The following is a 15976-nucleotide window of genomic DNA, read 5'->3' as shown; positions in this document are numbered from 1 at the left end:
TGAGGTCAGGCGCCCAGCAGCTTCTTGCCGGCGCGTGAAATCCAGGAACCGTTGTTTTCACGCGGTTCCAGACCACCGGTCTGCAAAAGCTTGTAGCTGTCGGCGTACCACTGGCTGTCCGGATAGTTGTGCCCCAGCACGGCGGCAGCCGTCTGCGCCTCGCTGACGATGCCCATAGCATAATAGGTCTCGACCAGGCGGGCGAGCGCTTCCTCGACCTGGTTGGTGTTCGGATAGGTCTCGACGACGGTGCGGAAACGCGTCAGCGCCGCAAGATATTCCTTGCGTTCCAGATAGTAGCGACCGACCTGCATTTCCTTGCCGGAAAGCTGGTCGCGGGCAAAGCGGATCTTCGCCTGCGCGTCCTCGACATATTCCAGAATCGGGATAGTTATCGACCACAGCCTGCATCGCCTCGATGGTCTTCACCGCCGGGCGCTGGTCCTGCGTCACGCCGGGAATCTGGCGGGAATAGGCAAGGCCGATGATATATTGCGCATAGGCCGCGTCTTCCGACTGCGGATAGAGATTGAGGTAGCGACTGGCAGCCGTTATTGCCTCGGAATTCTGACCCTGGCGATAGCTAACGAAGGCATTCATCACCAGCGCCTTGCGCGCATATTCGGAAAAGGGATGCTGCTTGTCGATCGCGTCAAACTTGCGGCCCGCTTCCGTCGTCTTGCCCGCACTGAGGTTTGCAAGTCCCTGATTGTAGAGGACCTCCGGCGGATCGGTCTCGACCGTTAGCTTGGTGATGTCGATGTCCGGGTCGTTCTGGCAACCGGTGACGAGCACACTGGCCGTGCAGGCAGCAAGCGTAACCAACAGAACGCGCGCTGTTTTTTCATATCGACGGAACCTGCAAATACCATAAGACAATCCCAAATCGTGCGTCAGTAACGCTAACGTCGCTTATCAACCGCGTTTTAGTGCAAGATGCAACAAGACCGCAACGTCATGCGGATGGATTAACGCAATTTTGTGGCAGGTTGATCACGAAAAAGCCGGCCAAAAGACCGGCTCGTCCCATAAACTACTGTGCAAACAGGCTCATGCCGACCAGGGTGCGAATTCCGGCGCGTGAATGGCGACGACATCGCGGGCACCGACACGCTGGCGCGGCGTTGCCGTTTCGACAACCTCATAGGCGCTGCGATCACTCAAAAGCGCCTTTAGCGCATGGGAGTTCATCTTGTGGCCACCGCGATAGGAGCGGTAGCAGCCGATGAACGGCGCGCCGGCCAAGGCAAGGTCGCCAACGGCGTCCAGCGTCTTGTGGCGAACGAACTCGTCCTTGGCGTAGCGCAGGCCTTCGACATTGATGACCGTATTGTCATCGGAGATCACCACGGAATTTTCCAGCGACGACCCCAGCGCATGACCGGATGCCCAGAGCCGCTCGACATCGCGCATGAAGCCGAAGGTCCGGGCGCGCGAAAGCTCCTTCTTGAAGACGGACGGCGTCATATCGCCCTTCCAGGACTGCCGGCCGATCAGCGGGCAATCGAAATCGATCTCCACCTCGAAGCGCATGCCGTCATAGGGCACGAATTCCGACCAGGAGGCACCCGATTCGATGCGGACCGGCTTGATGATGCGGATATAGCGGCGCTTGACGGCCAGCGCCTTGATGCCGCTCTGCTCGATCGCCTCGATGAAGGGCTCGGAGCTTCCGTCCATGATCGGCATTTCAGCGCCGTGCACTTCGACCAAGAGATTATCGAGGCCAAGCGCATAGATCGCAGCCATGACATGCTCGATCGTGGCAATCGAGGTCGCGGGCGAAAAGCCGAGCACTGTGCACAGATCGGTATTGCCGACCTGAGAAGACACGGCCTTGTATTCGCTGATGACGGTCTCGTCGACGACCCGCTGGAAGACGATGCCGCTATCGGCATCGGCCGGATGGAAGGTGATCGCCACCTCGGAGCCGGAATGAACGCCCGTTCCGCTGAGCGTTACTGCATTTGCAATCGTCGTCTGAAACCCCAGCAGTCCAACACCAAGTCCCATGCTCATTCACTTTCACTATCAGTTGGCATCTGCTGCCACATATTTTTGGACCCTTGACGGGCGGCAAAACGACCACCTTCGGATCGCGACAATCCCGTCGCGTTATCCGTCAAACTTGAACGTCGGCGATGTGTCAGAATCGCATGCTGCCCCGTCAGTCCCAGGCTGCAAGATAATTGCAGGGCGCCGTCATTCCAAATCACTGTTTCTTTCGGTTTGTTACGCTGCACAAAAACTTTGGCAGCCCATTGATAAGCCGTGATAAAATGAAAAATGCCCGGGTTTTATCCCGGGCATTTCGGCAAGGTAGAAGGCGGGTAAAATCTCAGCTCGACTGACGGCGCAGGAACGCCGGGATCTCGAGCTGGTCGTCATCCTGGGCGCGAGACGGAGTCACGCGACCATGATCGTCGAGCTGGCCCCGGCGCGGCGCATAAAGGCTCGCTTCCGGCGACAGCGGACGGCGCTGCTGGGACGCGGCGCTCGGCGCGGCCGCAGTCATGTCTGCCGTGACGTTATGGTCTTCCTCGTCACGACGACCCAGAGAATTGGTGATGCGCTTCAGAAGGCCCATCGGACCGCGTTCTTCCTGCGGCACGGCTGCAGGCTGGGCGCGGTGATCGACTTCGGCCTTCACCAGCGGCGGAAAGTCTTCCACCTTGGGCATACGAACCTGTTCGGCCTGCTGACGGATGACCGGTGCGATCGGCTCCTGACGGACGGCAGTAACAGGCTGCGGAGCCTGGGCGATCGGGCTTTCGACGGCACGCTGAACAGGTACGGTCGCCTGGGCGACCGGCTGCTCTGCCGGGCTCGAGCCACCGAACAGCTTGCTCTGCGGACGGAAATCGTCCTGGGCTGGCTGTGCCGGCATCTGCTGGACAGATGCCTGGTGGACCGGGGCCGCACCACCGCGTGGCATCGACAGGAACAACTCGCGTTCCAGTTCCGCCTGACGGATGGCTTCCGCAATCGCGTCGGCCTGCGAAACCGACTGGCTTGCCGGCTGCTGAGCAACCGGGGCCGGCTGTACGGCGACCTGGGCCGGGGCCGGCTGCTGGACGGCAACGGTCTGCGGCTGGGCAGCCGGGATGGCGATGGACGGGCGAATAATCGGCTTGGCTACCGGGCGAAAGCTGGCATTCCTGTCGGCCACCTCCGCGGCTGTGCGGTCGATACCCGTGGCGACGACCGACACGCGGATCAGGCCTTCCAGTTCTTCATCGAAGGTCGCACCCAGGATGATGTTCGCATCCGGATCCACTTCCTCACGGATGCGGGTCGCAGCTTCGTCGACTTCGAACAGCGTGAGGTCGCGGCCACCGGTGATCGAGATCAGGAGGCCCTGGGCACCCTTCATCGAGGTTTCATCAAGCAGCGGGTTGGCGATCGCAGCTTCGGCGGCGGCCATTGCGCGGCCTTCGCCGGAGGCTTCGCCGGTGCCCATCATGGCGCGGCCCATCTCGCGCATCACGGAACGAACGTCCGCGAAGTCGAGGTTGATCAGGCCTTCCTTGACCATCAGGTCGGTGATGCAGGCAACACCGGAGTAGAGGACCTGGTCGGCCATCGCAAAGGCGTCGGCAAACGTGGTCTTGTCATTGGCGATCCGGAACAGGTTCTGGTTCGGGATGACGATGAGGGTATCAACCGACTTCTGCAGCTCGGAGATGCCCATATCGGCAAGGCGCATGCGGCGCTGGCCTTCGAAGTGGAACGGCTTGGTGACCACGCCGACGGTCAGGATGCCCTTGTTGCGGGCCGCCTGGGCGACGACAGGAGCAGCACCGGTACCGGTGCCGCCGCCCATGCCGGCGGTGACGAAGCACATGTGCGTGCCGTTGAGGTGATCGATGATCTCATCGATGCACTCTTCAGCAGCCGCGCGGCCGACTTCCGGCTGCGAACCGGCGCCGAGGCCTTCGGTGACAGCAACGCCCATCTGGATGATGCGTTCTGCCTTGGTCATGGTCAGCGCCTGGGCGTCCGTGTTGGCGACGACGAAATCGACGCCCTGGAGACCTGCGGTGATCATGTTGTTGACAGCGTTGCCGCCGCCGCCGCCGACACCGAACACGGTAATGCGCGGCTTCAGCTCGGTGATGTCCGGCTTTTGCAAATTGATCGTCATAGTACCCGTTCCTTCCTGGTTTCTGGCCGCCTTGCCGAGCCGGCCAAATCTCTAAAACTCTTCAGATTTCCAGCGATCGCGAAAGTTTCCTGTTCTTTCGCGATCACAAGTCTCAAAACTTTCCTTCAGCCATTGGCCCATACGGGCGATCCGGCTGTTGTTTCCTGCCAGCGACGAGAGCAGGCCGCCCTGCGCCGCATGGGTTTCCATCTCCGCGACCTGCGGATAGATCATCAGACCGACGGCCGTCGAAAAGGCCGGGCCCTTGGCCGCCGCCGGCAATCCGGAGACGCCGAGCGGACGGCCGATGCGCACGTTGCGCGCCAGGATGCGGCGGGCTGCTTCCGGCAGGCCCGTCAACTGGCTGGCGCCGCCGGTGAGCACGATGCGCTTGCCCACGATCGGGCTGAAGCCCGAGCGCTGGATTCGGTCGCGAATGAGTTCGAGGGTCTCCTCGATGCGGGCCCGCACGATGCGCGAGACAAGCGCCCGCGGCACATGCGTCGGCTGGTCGCGGTCGTCCTCGCCGATCGGCGGAACCGAAACGATGTCGCGCTCGTCGGTGCTGTTCGGCAGGGCCGAGCCATGCACGACCTTGAGACGCTCCGCATCCTCGATGCGGGTCGAAAGACCGCGCGCCAAATCCGTGGTGACGTGGTGGCCGCCGAGCGAGACCGCATCGGCATGCACGAGCTTGCCTTCGGCGAAGACGGAAATCGTCGTGGTGCCACCGCCCATGTCGATCGCTGCACAGCCCAGTTCGACCTCATCATCGACGAGTGCCGCAAGGCCGCTGGCATAGGGTGTCGCCACAATGCCTTCGACCGAGAGATGCGCCCGGTTGATGCAAAGCTCGAGGTTCTTGAGCGCAGCGCGTTCGGCCGTCAGCACGTGCATGTCGACGCCCAGCACGTCGCCGAACATCGCCAGCGGATCGCGGATGCCGCGCTCGCCATCCAGCGAAAAGCCTGTCGGCAGCGAATGCAGGATGACGCGATCCTGGCGAAGCGACTGTTGGCCGGCAGCGGAAAGAACCCTCTTGAGGTCAGCCGCATCGACTTCCTGACCACCGAGATCAATGGTCGCGGTATAAATGTCGCTCTGCAGACGGCCGGCGGAAATATTGACGATCAGGCTGTCGATGGTGAGGCCGGCCATGCGCTCAGCGGCATCGACCGCCAGGCGAACAACGCTCTCGCAGGCATCGAGATCGGCAATGACGCCGTTCTTCATGCCGCGCGACTTGTGGTGGCCGATGCCGATAACCTCGATCGAATGGGTGCGACCCGGCAGGATCTGGCTCTCGCCGCGCGGCGTCAGCCGGCCGATCATGCAGACGACCTTGGTCGAGCCGATATCGAGCACGGACACGACGTGCGAGCGCTTGGAAGACAGCGGCTTCAGGCGAGGCAGACCGAAATGCGACGAACCGAACAGGCTCATATCCGTTTCTCCACGTCGATCTTTTCCTGCTTCTTCAGAGCCTTGGTGCGCGCCTCCAGAACGAGGGTCCGGCGCTCCACGGCTTCCGGGGTCAACTGGACAGTGGTGCGATCCTCAAGCCTTAAATCCACGGCGGCAATGTCACGTTCCAGAAGCTGATGCCCCTCTTCCATGGTTGACAGCACCTGCATGGCGCGCTCAAGGTCCTGCTCCGGCAACTTGATGGTGATGCCGTTGTCAAGCATCAGATCCCAGCGACGGCCGGCGACGCGGACATAGGCTTTCACCCGGTCGCGAATTTCGGGCCAGTCGCTGAAGCGCTCGTAGAAGGTGGCCGCTGCAGTTTCGGCATCACGGCCGACGAACAGCGGCAGGCTGGAAAACTTGTTGTCGCGCAGCGGCGCAATCACGCTGCCGCTTTTTTCGATGAGCGACAGGTCGGACCCGTGCTGCCATATGGCAAAGGCCTTGCGCTCCGTCAGATTGACCTCGATCGTCCCGGGATAGACCTTGCGTACGGCAACATCCTCGACCCAGGGCATTTCGCTGATCAGCTTGCGCGCTTCACCGATATCAAGCGCGACGAGCGATGTCGCACCATCAAGGCCGAGTTGCTGCAGGATGTCGATTTCAGACGTCTGGTCGTTACCGGAGACCTTGACGTCCTCGATGGCGAAACCCGCCGCCGACGTCGTCGTCTGCGCGAAATTCTGGGAATGGCCGCCGAGCGACATGCCGTAAAAACCGGTTGCAGCGAGAAACGCCACAGCCGCGACCGAGCCGGTATGCGGCGCAAAATGGATGCGGCCGGTACCGAGGCTCATGAAAAGGCGAAAGACGCGGCGCAGCGGACGCGGCAGCACGAACTGCCCGTCGAGATCGACATTCTCGCGCTCGAAGGATGCGCGCAGCCTTTTGGACTTTCTGCCCCTTAACGCAAACACGACGCGTCCTCCACGATCCACTTGAGGAATTCACCAAACGTATGGCCGGCATGAACGGCCATTTCGGGCACCAAGGAGGTCGGAGTCATGCCCGGCTGAGTGTTGACCTCCAGCCAGATGAGTTCTCCATCTTCCGAGAAACGGTCGTCATAGCGGAAGTCGGAGCGACTCACGCCGCGGCAGCCGATCGCCTGATGCGCCTTGACCGCGAGTGTTTGTATTTTTTGGTAAATATTTGGTGAAATATTTGCTGGAATGACGTGTTTCGAACCGCCTTTCACATACTTCGAATCATAATCGTAGAAGGAATGCCCCTGCGGGATGATCTCTGTCACGCCAAGTGCCGTATCGCCCATGACGCCGCAGGTCAGCTCCCGCCCGTGGACATAACGCTCGACCATCACGCGGTAGCCATAACGCCACTCACTGGAGGTCAATATCTGGGGTGCGTGCGACTGGTATTCCTTGACGATGACAACACCGAAGCTCGACCCCTCTGACACCGGCTTGACCACATAAGGCGGCTTCATCGGATGCTCGGAGGTAAAATCGCGACGATCCATGATCCGCGCATCGGCGACCGGAATACCGGCAGCCGCGGCCACATGCTTCGCCTGCGCCTTGTCCATTGCGAGCGCCGAGGCCAGCACGCCGGAATGAGTATAGGGAATTTCGAGATATTCGAGGATGCCCTGGATCGTACCATCTTCGCCGAAGGGGCCGTGCAACGCATTGAAGACGACATCGGGGCGCAGTTCTGCAAGCACGGACGCAACGTTGCGATCCACATCGATGCGACTAACCCGGAAACCTTCCGCTTCCAGCGTATCCGCGCAGGCGGTCCCGGACGACAGGCTGACCGGTCGCTCCGAGGAAAATCCGCCCATCAGGACAGCCACATGCTTGCTGCTCATAAAAACCCCCGACAATACGCTACCCTTACAAATTTCGCTTGCGTCTGGCTGGCCGCCTCGTAACCCCGAGTCAGCGCTGCCATCCACGCTCTCCATAGAGCCGCATTATGGTTAATGAACCGTTTACTTTGGTTAACCGCTACGGCATCAGCGTAAAAAAATTTGCGCTCGAATCACCGATCTACCGGAGATTCATGGCTTAGAATCAGAGAGTTATCTTTCACGCAACAGAATACGACGGACAGGCGGACAAAACGCGAAGGTCCCGCACGGCGCTAGCTGTGCGGGACCTTCTTCTTTGACAAGCACCTGTCTTTGCCGGCGAGATGGCCGGAGCATCAATCCTTTTCGCCGACCGCCTTCCAGGCAATGGCACCAATGACCGCTCCGGCGATCGGCGCCAGCCAGAACAACCAGAGTTGCTGCAGGGCCCATCCGCCAACGAACAGGGCCTGCCCCGTCGAGCGGGCCGGGTTGACCGAAGTGTTAGTGACCGGGATGGAAATCAGGTGGATCAACGTCAGGGCAAGACCGATGGCGATCGGTGCGAAACCCGTGGGAACGCGGCCATGTGTTGAGCCAAGGATGATAAACAGGAAAAACGCCGTCAGCAGCACCTCGATGAGAAGTGCGGACATCAACCCGTAACCGCCCGGCGAATGCTCGCCATAGCCATTGGCGGCAAACCCCCGAGCTGGAAGTCGGCCTTGCCGCTCGCCACGACGTAGAGCGCCGCCGCAGCAGCGATCGCACCGGCAAGCTGGGCCAGGACATAGGGAATGAGAGAAGACGCCGGAAATTTGCCCGCTGCGAAAAGCCCTACGGAAACGGCAGGATTGAAATGCCCGCCGGAGACGCCGCCCACGGCATAGGCCATTGTCAGTACCGTCAATCCGAAGGCAAACGACACACCCATAAGGCCGATTCCGACCTCCGGAAACGCAGCAGCCAGCACCGCACTGCCGCATCCCCCAAAACCAGCCAGAACGTACCCAGAAACTCAGCAGACAACTTATTGACCATTAAAACCCCCATAAATGGAGCGGACGCTCCATGCACAACTGTACCAGAATTCTCGACATTCTGACTCCGGTCAAGGGATGTCGACACCGGTTTGAGATCGGCACTCTGCCTCGGGCAGACGTAATGTTTAAATTGAAGCGGAATCAGAACAGACAAAAAGCCCGCGAAATCGTTGATTTCGCGGGCTTTTGATTCGATCGACAGACACGGTCAGGCCGTCATCCGCCCCAGAAACTCCTTGACCTCGTAGCCCGGCATGAACGTACCGATGCGCTTGATTTCCCACTCGAGCAGGATGCCGGAATTCTCCATGACACGCTGACGCACGGTCTCGCCGAGATATTCCAGCTCATAGCCGCTGGCCTGCCCTGTGTTGATCATGAAATTGCAGTGCATCGGCGACATCTGCGCGCCGCCGATCATCATGCCGCGGCAGCCGGCTTCGTCGATCAGCTTCCAGGCGGAATGACCGTCCGGGTTCTTGAAGGTCGAGCCGCCGGTCTTTTCGCGAATCGGCTGGACCGTTTCGCGGTGCTGGCGCACGGCGTCCATGTCGGCGCGAGATCTTCGCCTTGTCCTCGGCATAACCTTCGAAAACGCCATGGGTAAAAATCAGATCCTTGGGCGCTTCGGAGTGGCGATAGGTATAGCCCATATCGGCATTCGACAGGACGTGCCGGTTGCCCTGCCGATCGACGGCATGCACCTCGACCACGCGATCCTTGGTCTCGCCGCCATTGGCACCGGCATTCATGCGCAAGGCACCGCCGATGGCACCGGGAATGCCATAGTAGAAATGGAAGCCGCCGATGCCGTGATCGAGCGCCATAGCGGCAATGTTCTTGTCCGGGCAAATGGCGCCTGCCCTTATGCGGTTTTCGCCGGCAAGTTCGAGATCACCGAAGCCCTTGGCCGACAGCCGGATGACCACACCCGGAATGCCTCCATCCCGAACGAGCAGATTGGAGCCGACGCCGACGACCATGACCGGCACGCTCTCCGGCACGAGCTTAAGGAAGGTCACGAGATCATCGGTGTCGTGCGGCTGGAACATCAGTTCGGCAAGTCCGCCGGCGCGAAACCAGGTGACGCGGTCCATCGGCGCATCCGGGGTCAGGCGCCCACGAATATCTTTCACGCCCTCCCCAAGGGAGGCCAGAAGTTTTTCGCCGTTTACCTGCTTCATGCCTGATGTCCTGAAATGCCTGCGAGTTCCTGAGGAAGTGCGGCAGCCCAGTATGTGATGCTGCCAGCTCCCAAGAGAACCACGAAATCGCCAGGCTGCGCAATGGTGGAGATAACAGGCGCCAGCGCCTCCGGTCCCTCGACATAGCGCGCATCGCGATGACCGCCGGCCTTGATGCGGGAGACAAGTTCAACCGAGTTGATGCCTTCGATCGCCTCTTCGCCGGCCGAATAGACCGGCGCGAGCAGAATGGTATCGGCATCGTTGAAGCAGGCGGAAAAATCCTCGAACAGGCTTTCGAGACGGCTGTAGCGGTGCGGCTGGTGCACGGCGATGATGCGGCCCTGGCAGGCCTCGCGCGCCGCGCGCAACACGGCCTTGATCTCGACGGGATGATGGCCGTAATCGTCGTAGATGCGGACATTGTTCCACTCGCCGGTGAAGGTGAACCGGCGCTTGACACCGCCGAAGGAGGCAAGCCCCTTGGCGATATCTTCAGGAGAGATGCCGAGACGCTGGGCAACCGCGATCGCCGCCGTGGCGTTGGAGACGTTGTGCCGACCGGGCATCGGCAGGCGCAGGTCCTTCATGGTAATCACCTGGCCGGTGCGGCGGCGGCGGATCTCGACGTCGAACACCGATGTCGCGCCGTCCATGTGCATATTGAAGAAGCGCACATCGGCCTGCGGATTTTCGCCATAGGTGATGACCTTGCGGTCCTCGATCTTGGACACCATCGTCTGGACCTCGGGATGGTCGAGGCACATGACGCCGAAGCCGTAGAACGGCACATTCTCGACAAACTGCCGGAAGGCGGCGCGCACGGCATCGAAATTGCCGTAGTGATCGAGATGTTCCGGATCGATATTGGTGACGACGGCGATATCGGCCGGCAGCTTCAGGAAGGTGCCGTCGGATTCGTCGGCCTCGACCACCATCCACTCGCCCTCGCCCATGCGCGCATTGGTGCCATAGGCATTGATGATGCCGCCATTGATGACGGTCGGATCGAGATTGCCTGCATCGAGAAGGGCTGCCACCATCGACGTGGTGGTCGTCTTGCCATGGGTGCCACCGATGGCGATGGCGTTGCGGAAGCGCATGAGTTCGGCCAGCATTTCGGCGCGGCGCACGACGGGCAGAAGTTTTCGCGCGCGGCGATCAGTTCCGGATTGGTCTTCTTGATCGCCGTGGAGACGACGACGACTTCGGCCTCGCCGAGATTGCCGGCCTCATGGCCGACGAAAACCGAAATACCCTTTTCGCGCAGGCGCTGCACATTGGCGCTGTCGGACTGGTCGGAGCCCTGCACCTTGTGGCCGAGATTGTGCAGCACTTCGGCAATGCCGCTCATGCCGATACCGCCGATACCGATGAAGTGGACGAGACCGATCGTCTGCGGCATTTTCATGAGCGTTTTTCCTTGAAGTCAGCAATTGTCGAGCCGCTGGCAATAGCGTCAACCATGGCGCCAAGCAAGCGCGTGGCATCCGGCTTGCCGGTCTGGCGCGCCTTTTCCGCCATATCGGCAAGCTTGGCCGGGTTGTTCATGGCGTGGGTCAGGATTGTCGCCAGCTTCTCGGCGGAAAGATCAGCCTGGGCAATGACCTTGGCGCCACCGTTTGCAGCAAGCGCCGCCGCATTGGCTGCCTGATCATGATCGAGCGCGTAAGGATACGGCACGAGGATCGCCGGACGGCCGATCACGGCAATTTCGGACACCGTCGATGCGCCCGAGCGGCAGATCACGAGATGGGCGTTGGCGATGCGTTCGGCCATGTCGTTGAAGAACGGTGCGATCTCGGCGCCGAGGTCGAGCTTGCTGATGCAGCCCTGAACCATTTCCATGTCTTCCGGCCGCGCCTGCTGCGTGACTTTCAGCCGTTTGCGCAAACCATCGTCGAGAAGGCTGATCGCGGTCGGTACGGTCTTGGAAAAATACTGGGCACCCTGGCTTCCGCCGAAGACGACAAGGCGGAACGCGTCGCCCTCGTTGGAGGGCTGATAGGGCACCTTCGCCGCCTCCAGCACGGCGGGGCGAACCGGATTGCCTGTTGTCACGGTTTTTGTCGCATAAGGCCCGTCGGTCTCGGGTAGGAAGCCACCGGCGATTGCCTTGACGCGACCGGCGAGCGCCTTGTTGGCGCGGCCCATCACGGCGTTCTGTTCGTGGATGACAGACGGCACGCCCATGCCGGTTGCTGCCAGAAGCGGCGGCACGGTCGGATAGCCGCCGAAACCGACCACGACCTTCGGCTTCAGCCGCGCGATCAGGCGGCGCGCGGTACGCATGCCGGTCCACAGCTTCCACAGCGATCCCGCGACCTTCAATGGGTTTTTCGAGCCGATGGTGGCGGATGCGACGACATGGATCTCGTCAGCCGGAAACTTGCCGGCGTAACGCTCGGCGCGGCTGTCGGTGACGAGATGTACGGAATAGCCCAGCGTTTTCAGCTCGTGCGCAAGCGCTTCGGCCGGAAACAGATGGCCGCCGGTACCACCGGCGGCGAGCAAAATGATACCTTTGGTCATGTCTTACTCCGCGGGAACGCCCATGCCGGACCGGAACAGGCTGCGCTCGACGGCGCGCTTTTCCGGACGGTGGCGGGTGAGCGCCAGGATGAAACCGGCCGTGACGCAGATTGCGACCATGGATGAACCGCCATAGGAAATCAGCGGCAGGGTCATGCCCTTGGCCGGCAGAAGCTGAAGGTTGACGCCGATATTGATCATAGACTGGATGCCGATCTGCAGAACCAGGCCGGCAACGGCAAAGCGCGTGAAATCGTTGCGCTCGCGGAAAGCATGGGTCAGCCCCCGCATGACGAGAAAGGCGAAGATCAGAACGATCAACATGCAAAAGACGATGCCGAATTCTTCGGCCGCGACCGAAAAGATGAAGTCGGTGTGGCTGTCCGGGATGATCCGCTTGACGATGCCCTCTCCCGGTCCCTGCCCGAACCAGTCACCGCGCACGATCGCCTGAAGCGCCGTATCGACCTGGAACGTATCGCCTTCGCCGGTCAAAAACCGGTCGATACGGCCCGCCACGTGCGGCAGCACCGTATAGGCGACGACGAGACCGCCGACGGCGGAACCGCCGAGCACGATGATCCACAGCCAGGGCATGCCGGCCATGAAGAACATGCCGCCCCAGACTGCCGTCGTCAGGATCGTCTGGCCGAGATCGGGCTGCGCCACGAGCAGCGCGCCAACAATGCCGAAGAGCAATATGGCAAAGAGATTACCGGGGATTTCGGGCTGGCGGGCGTGTTCGGAAAACAGCCAGGCGCAGACGACGACGAAGGCCGGCTTCATGAATTCGGACGGCTGCACGGACAGGCCGGCCAGCGAAATCCAGCGCCGCGAACCCTTGACTTCCTGGCCGAAAAACAGCGCCAGAACCATCATCGCCAGCGACACCAGAAGCAGGATCATCGCCGCACGACGCACCTGCCTCGGCGTCAGGAATGAAATGCCTATCATAACCGCCAGTGACGGCAAAAGGAAAGCGGCGTGCCGCTTGACGAAATGGAAGCTGTCGAGATTGAGACGTTCGGCAACGGCCGGGCTTGCGGCGAAGGACAGCATGAAGCCGATCCCCATCAAGAGGACGAAGGTCGCCAGGAAAACCCGGTCGATTGTCCAGAACCAGTCGGCCACGGGGCCACGCTCGGCACGGCTTACCATATTCATCGTCCCCTCTTGTGGTGCGGAAGACCGCACCGGAATATCCAACAGGGCGGCTCAGCCCCGCACTCTGCCCGAAAGGGCCGTCAGATCGCCTAGACCAGCATGGTGACGCCATCGATCGCGGCAACATGTCCGACGAAGGCATCGCCCCTGACTTCAAAATTCTTGTACTGGTCGAAGCTTGCGCAAGCCGGTGACAGCATTACGGCAGCCGGACCGGCATTGTCCCGCGCCGCATCGGCCGCCGCATGGGCCACAGCCTGATCGAGCGTGCCTGAAATTTCAAAGGCGACGGTATCACTGAGCGTCGCGGCAAAGGCCGGTGCCGCCTCGCCGATCAGATAGGCCTTGGCAATCTTCGGGAAGAAGGGCGAAAGCGTCGTGATGCCGCCCTCTTTCGGCAGACCGCCGGCGATCCAGTAAATCCGCTCGTAGCTCGACAGCGCCGGTGCGGCAGCCTCCGCATTTGTGGCCTTGCTGTCGTTGACGAAGACCGTATCGCCCCTGCGCCCAACCGGCTGCATGCGGTGTTTCAGGCCGGGAAAGGATGTGAGGCCGGCGCGGATCTCGTTCGGCGAAACACCCACAGCCAGGCAGGCCGCAATCGCAGCGGCAGCATTCTGCGCATTGTGACTGCCCCGCAGGGTCTGAATGCCGTCGAGATCGGCAAAGAGTTCGGCCTGACCGCCCTCCGCCCGCATGATCTTCGCCCCGTCGGCATAAAAGCCCTCGCCCAGCGTCCTGTGGCGGGCGATGCGGATAACAGACTTGCCAAGCAGCGCAACACGGTCGGCAATCGCCTCGCAAAACGCATCGTCAACACCGACGATCGCTGTATCGCTGCCGGCAACGAGCCGTTCCTTGATATCTGCATAATGCTGCATGCTGCCGTGGCGGTCGAGATGATCAGGCGTCAGGTTGAGCAGGATGCCAGCGGACGGATCGAGCGAAGGCGCAAGATCGATCTGGTAGGACGAGCATTCGACGACATAGAAGCGATCGTCGGCAGGCGGATCGAGCGTCATCACGGCCGTGCCGATATTGCCGCCGAGCTGCGTGTCGCGGCCGCTCGACTTCAGGATGTGGGCGATCAGCGCCGTCGTCGTCGATTTGCCGTTCGTGCCGGTGATGGCGATGAACGGGCAATCCGGCGCATGCGCGCGACGTTCGCGGACGAAGAGTTCGACGTCGCCGATGACCTCGACGCCTGCAGCGCCGGCAAGATCGACGGTCCAGTGCGGTTTCGGATGGGTGAGCGGCACGCCAGGCGACAGGACGAAAGCGGAAAAGCCCTTCCAATCGACCTGACGCAGATCGCCGGTTCCGATGCCCTCCGCCGACGCCTTGGCGACGCTGTCGGGGTTGTCGTCCCACGCGGTCACGGTCGCGCCGCCGGCAACCAGGGCTCGGGCCGTGGCAAGGCCCGAGCCGCCGAGGCCGAAAAGCGCTACATTCTTGCCGCTGAAGGTGGTGACCGGGATCATCGTCGGATCACCGCAGTTTCAGGGTGGACAGGCCGACCATGGCGAGGATGACGGCGATGATCCAGAAGCGGATGACGACCTGGCTTTCCGTCCAGCCGAGCTTTTCGAAATGGTGATGGATCGGCGCCATCAGGAAAACGCGCTTGCCGGTGCGCTTGAACCAGAAGACCTGGATGATGACCGACAGGGTTTCCATGACGAACAGGCCGCCGATGATGACCATGACGATCTCGTGTTTGGTGGCAACGGCGACAGTGCCGATCAGGCCGCCCAGCGCCAGCGATCCCGTGTCGCCCATGAAAATGGCGGCGGGCGGCGCATTGAACCAGAGGAAACCCAGACCGGCGCCGATAACGGCGCCCAGAATGACCGCCAGTTCACCCGTGCCCGGCACGAAATGGATCTGCAGGTAATTTGCAAACACCGCATTGCCCGCAAGATAGGCGATCACCCCGAAGGAGGCGGCGGCAATCATGACAGGCACGATGGCAAGACCGTCGAGACCGTCCGTCAGGTTCACCGCATTGCCGGCGCCAACGATGACGAAGCCGCCGAACAGGATGAAGAAATAGCCGAGATTGAGGGTGAAGTCCTTCAGGAATGGAAAAGTGAGCGAGGAGCCGAACGTCGAGCCGGTCACGCCCGCCGAAAGCGCGGTGCGCATCATGAAGAAGACAGCGATGGCGGCGATAATAAACTCAAATCCCAGACGCGCCTTGCCGGAAAAGCCCTTGTCAGACTGTTTGGTGACCTTGAGATAATCGTCGTAGAAGCCGATGGCGCCGAAGCCGAGCGTGACGAGCAGCGTCGAGACGACATAGACGCTGGAGAGGTCGGCCCAGAGCAATGCGCTGCCGACAATGCCGGCCAGGATCATCAGACCACCCATGGTCGGCGTACCGGCCTTCTTGAAATGGGTCTGCGGCCCGTCGGCCCGGATCGGCTGGCCTCGGCCCTGACGGACACGCAGCGATGAAATCATGCGCGGCCCGAAGAGAAACACGATCATCGCGGACGTGAAGAGCGCAGCACCGGTCCGGAACGTGATGTATCGGAACAGATTGAAAAATTGAAAATGATCCGACAGTTCGACAAGCCAGAGCAGCATAAGGGACCTTTCCCCAAAGGTTTGTTGCGAATTCCGC

Annotated in this window: 8 protein-coding genes and 5 pseudogenes; all 13 read right to left on the bottom strand. The window is 61.2% G+C overall.

Features of this window, described 5'->3' with window-relative positions; translation table 11 throughout:
* Positions 1 to 5 precede the first annotated feature (5 nt).
* The 13 genes and pseudogenes from P6U16_RS19680 to mraY all read right to left on the bottom strand — a co-directional run bounded on the left by P6U16_RS19680 (position 6) and on the right by mraY (position 15939).
* Positions 6 to 867: pseudogene (locus tag P6U16_RS19680) on the bottom strand (outer membrane protein assembly factor BamD).
* A gap of 183 nt (positions 868 to 1050) precedes the next feature.
* Positions 1051 to 2013 (bottom strand): UDP-3-O-acyl-N-acetylglucosamine deacetylase, encoded by a 963-nt coding sequence (gene lpxC / locus P6U16_RS19675; RefSeq protein WP_277703916.1) that lies wholly within the window; start codon positions 2011 to 2013, stop codon positions 1051 to 1053.
* A 325-nt stretch (positions 2014 to 2338) separates the two neighbouring features.
* On the bottom strand, positions 2339 to 4144 hold the full coding sequence (ftsZ, locus tag P6U16_RS19670; RefSeq protein ID WP_277701883.1) for a cell division protein FtsZ: 1806 nt from the start codon (positions 4142 to 4144) through the stop codon (positions 2339 to 2341).
* A 114-nt stretch (positions 4145 to 4258) separates the two neighbouring features.
* Positions 4259 to 5587: pseudogene (gene ftsA / locus P6U16_RS19665) on the bottom strand (cell division protein FtsA); the annotation flags it as partial.
* On the bottom strand, positions 5584 to 6498 hold the full coding sequence (locus tag P6U16_RS19660; RefSeq protein ID WP_277703915.1) for a cell division protein FtsQ/DivIB: 915 nt from the start codon (positions 6496 to 6498) through the stop codon (positions 5584 to 5586). The pseudogene ftsA and the gene P6U16_RS19660, both read right to left, overlap by 4 nt.
* A gap of 20 nt (positions 6499 to 6518) precedes the next feature.
* A complete protein-coding gene (locus P6U16_RS19655; protein WP_277703914.1) occupies positions 6519 to 7445 on the bottom strand; it encodes a D-alanine--D-alanine ligase in 927 nt (308 codons plus the stop codon).
* 338 nt (positions 7446 to 7783) lie between these two features.
* Positions 7784 to 8468: pseudogene (aqpZ, locus tag P6U16_RS19650) on the bottom strand (aquaporin Z).
* 210 nt (positions 8469 to 8678) lie between these two features.
* A pseudogene (murB, locus tag P6U16_RS19645) lies at positions 8679 to 9654 on the bottom strand (UDP-N-acetylmuramate dehydrogenase).
* Positions 9651 to 11065 (bottom strand): annotated as a pseudogene (gene murC / locus P6U16_RS19640) (UDP-N-acetylmuramate--L-alanine ligase). The pseudogenes murB and murC overlap by 4 nt, the downstream one beginning before the upstream one ends.
* The gene (murG, locus tag P6U16_RS19635) at positions 11062 to 12186 is read right to left on the bottom strand and encodes an undecaprenyldiphospho-muramoylpentapeptide beta-N-acetylglucosaminyltransferase (RefSeq protein WP_277701882.1); all 1125 of its coding nucleotides are present in this window, start codon (positions 12184 to 12186) and stop codon (positions 11062 to 11064) included. Before murG ends, murC begins: the two are co-directional and overlap by 4 nt.
* A 3-nt stretch (positions 12187 to 12189) precedes the next feature.
* Positions 12190 to 13344 (bottom strand): putative lipid II flippase FtsW, encoded by a 1155-nt coding sequence (gene ftsW, locus P6U16_RS19630; protein ID WP_277703913.1) that lies wholly within the window; start codon positions 13342 to 13344, stop codon positions 12190 to 12192.
* Between the two features lie 95 nt (positions 13345 to 13439).
* Complete coding sequence (murD, locus tag P6U16_RS19625) at positions 13440 to 14831, bottom strand: UDP-N-acetylmuramoyl-L-alanine--D-glutamate ligase (RefSeq protein ID WP_277701881.1); 1392 nt, start codon at positions 14829 to 14831, stop codon at positions 13440 to 13442.
* 7 nt (positions 14832 to 14838) lie between these two features.
* A complete protein-coding gene (gene mraY, locus P6U16_RS19620) occupies positions 14839 to 15939 on the bottom strand; it encodes a phospho-N-acetylmuramoyl-pentapeptide-transferase (RefSeq protein WP_277701880.1) in 1101 nt (366 codons plus the stop codon).
* Positions 15940 to 15976 lie beyond the last annotated feature (37 nt).

Source organism: Rhizobium sp. 32-5/1 (assembly GCF_029537235.1).
Taxonomy (GTDB): Bacteria; Pseudomonadota; Alphaproteobacteria; order Rhizobiales; family Rhizobiaceae; genus Pararhizobium.
The sequence above is the reverse complement of the archived record's forward strand: the minus strand, read 5'-3'. Positions and strand labels throughout refer to the sequence as shown.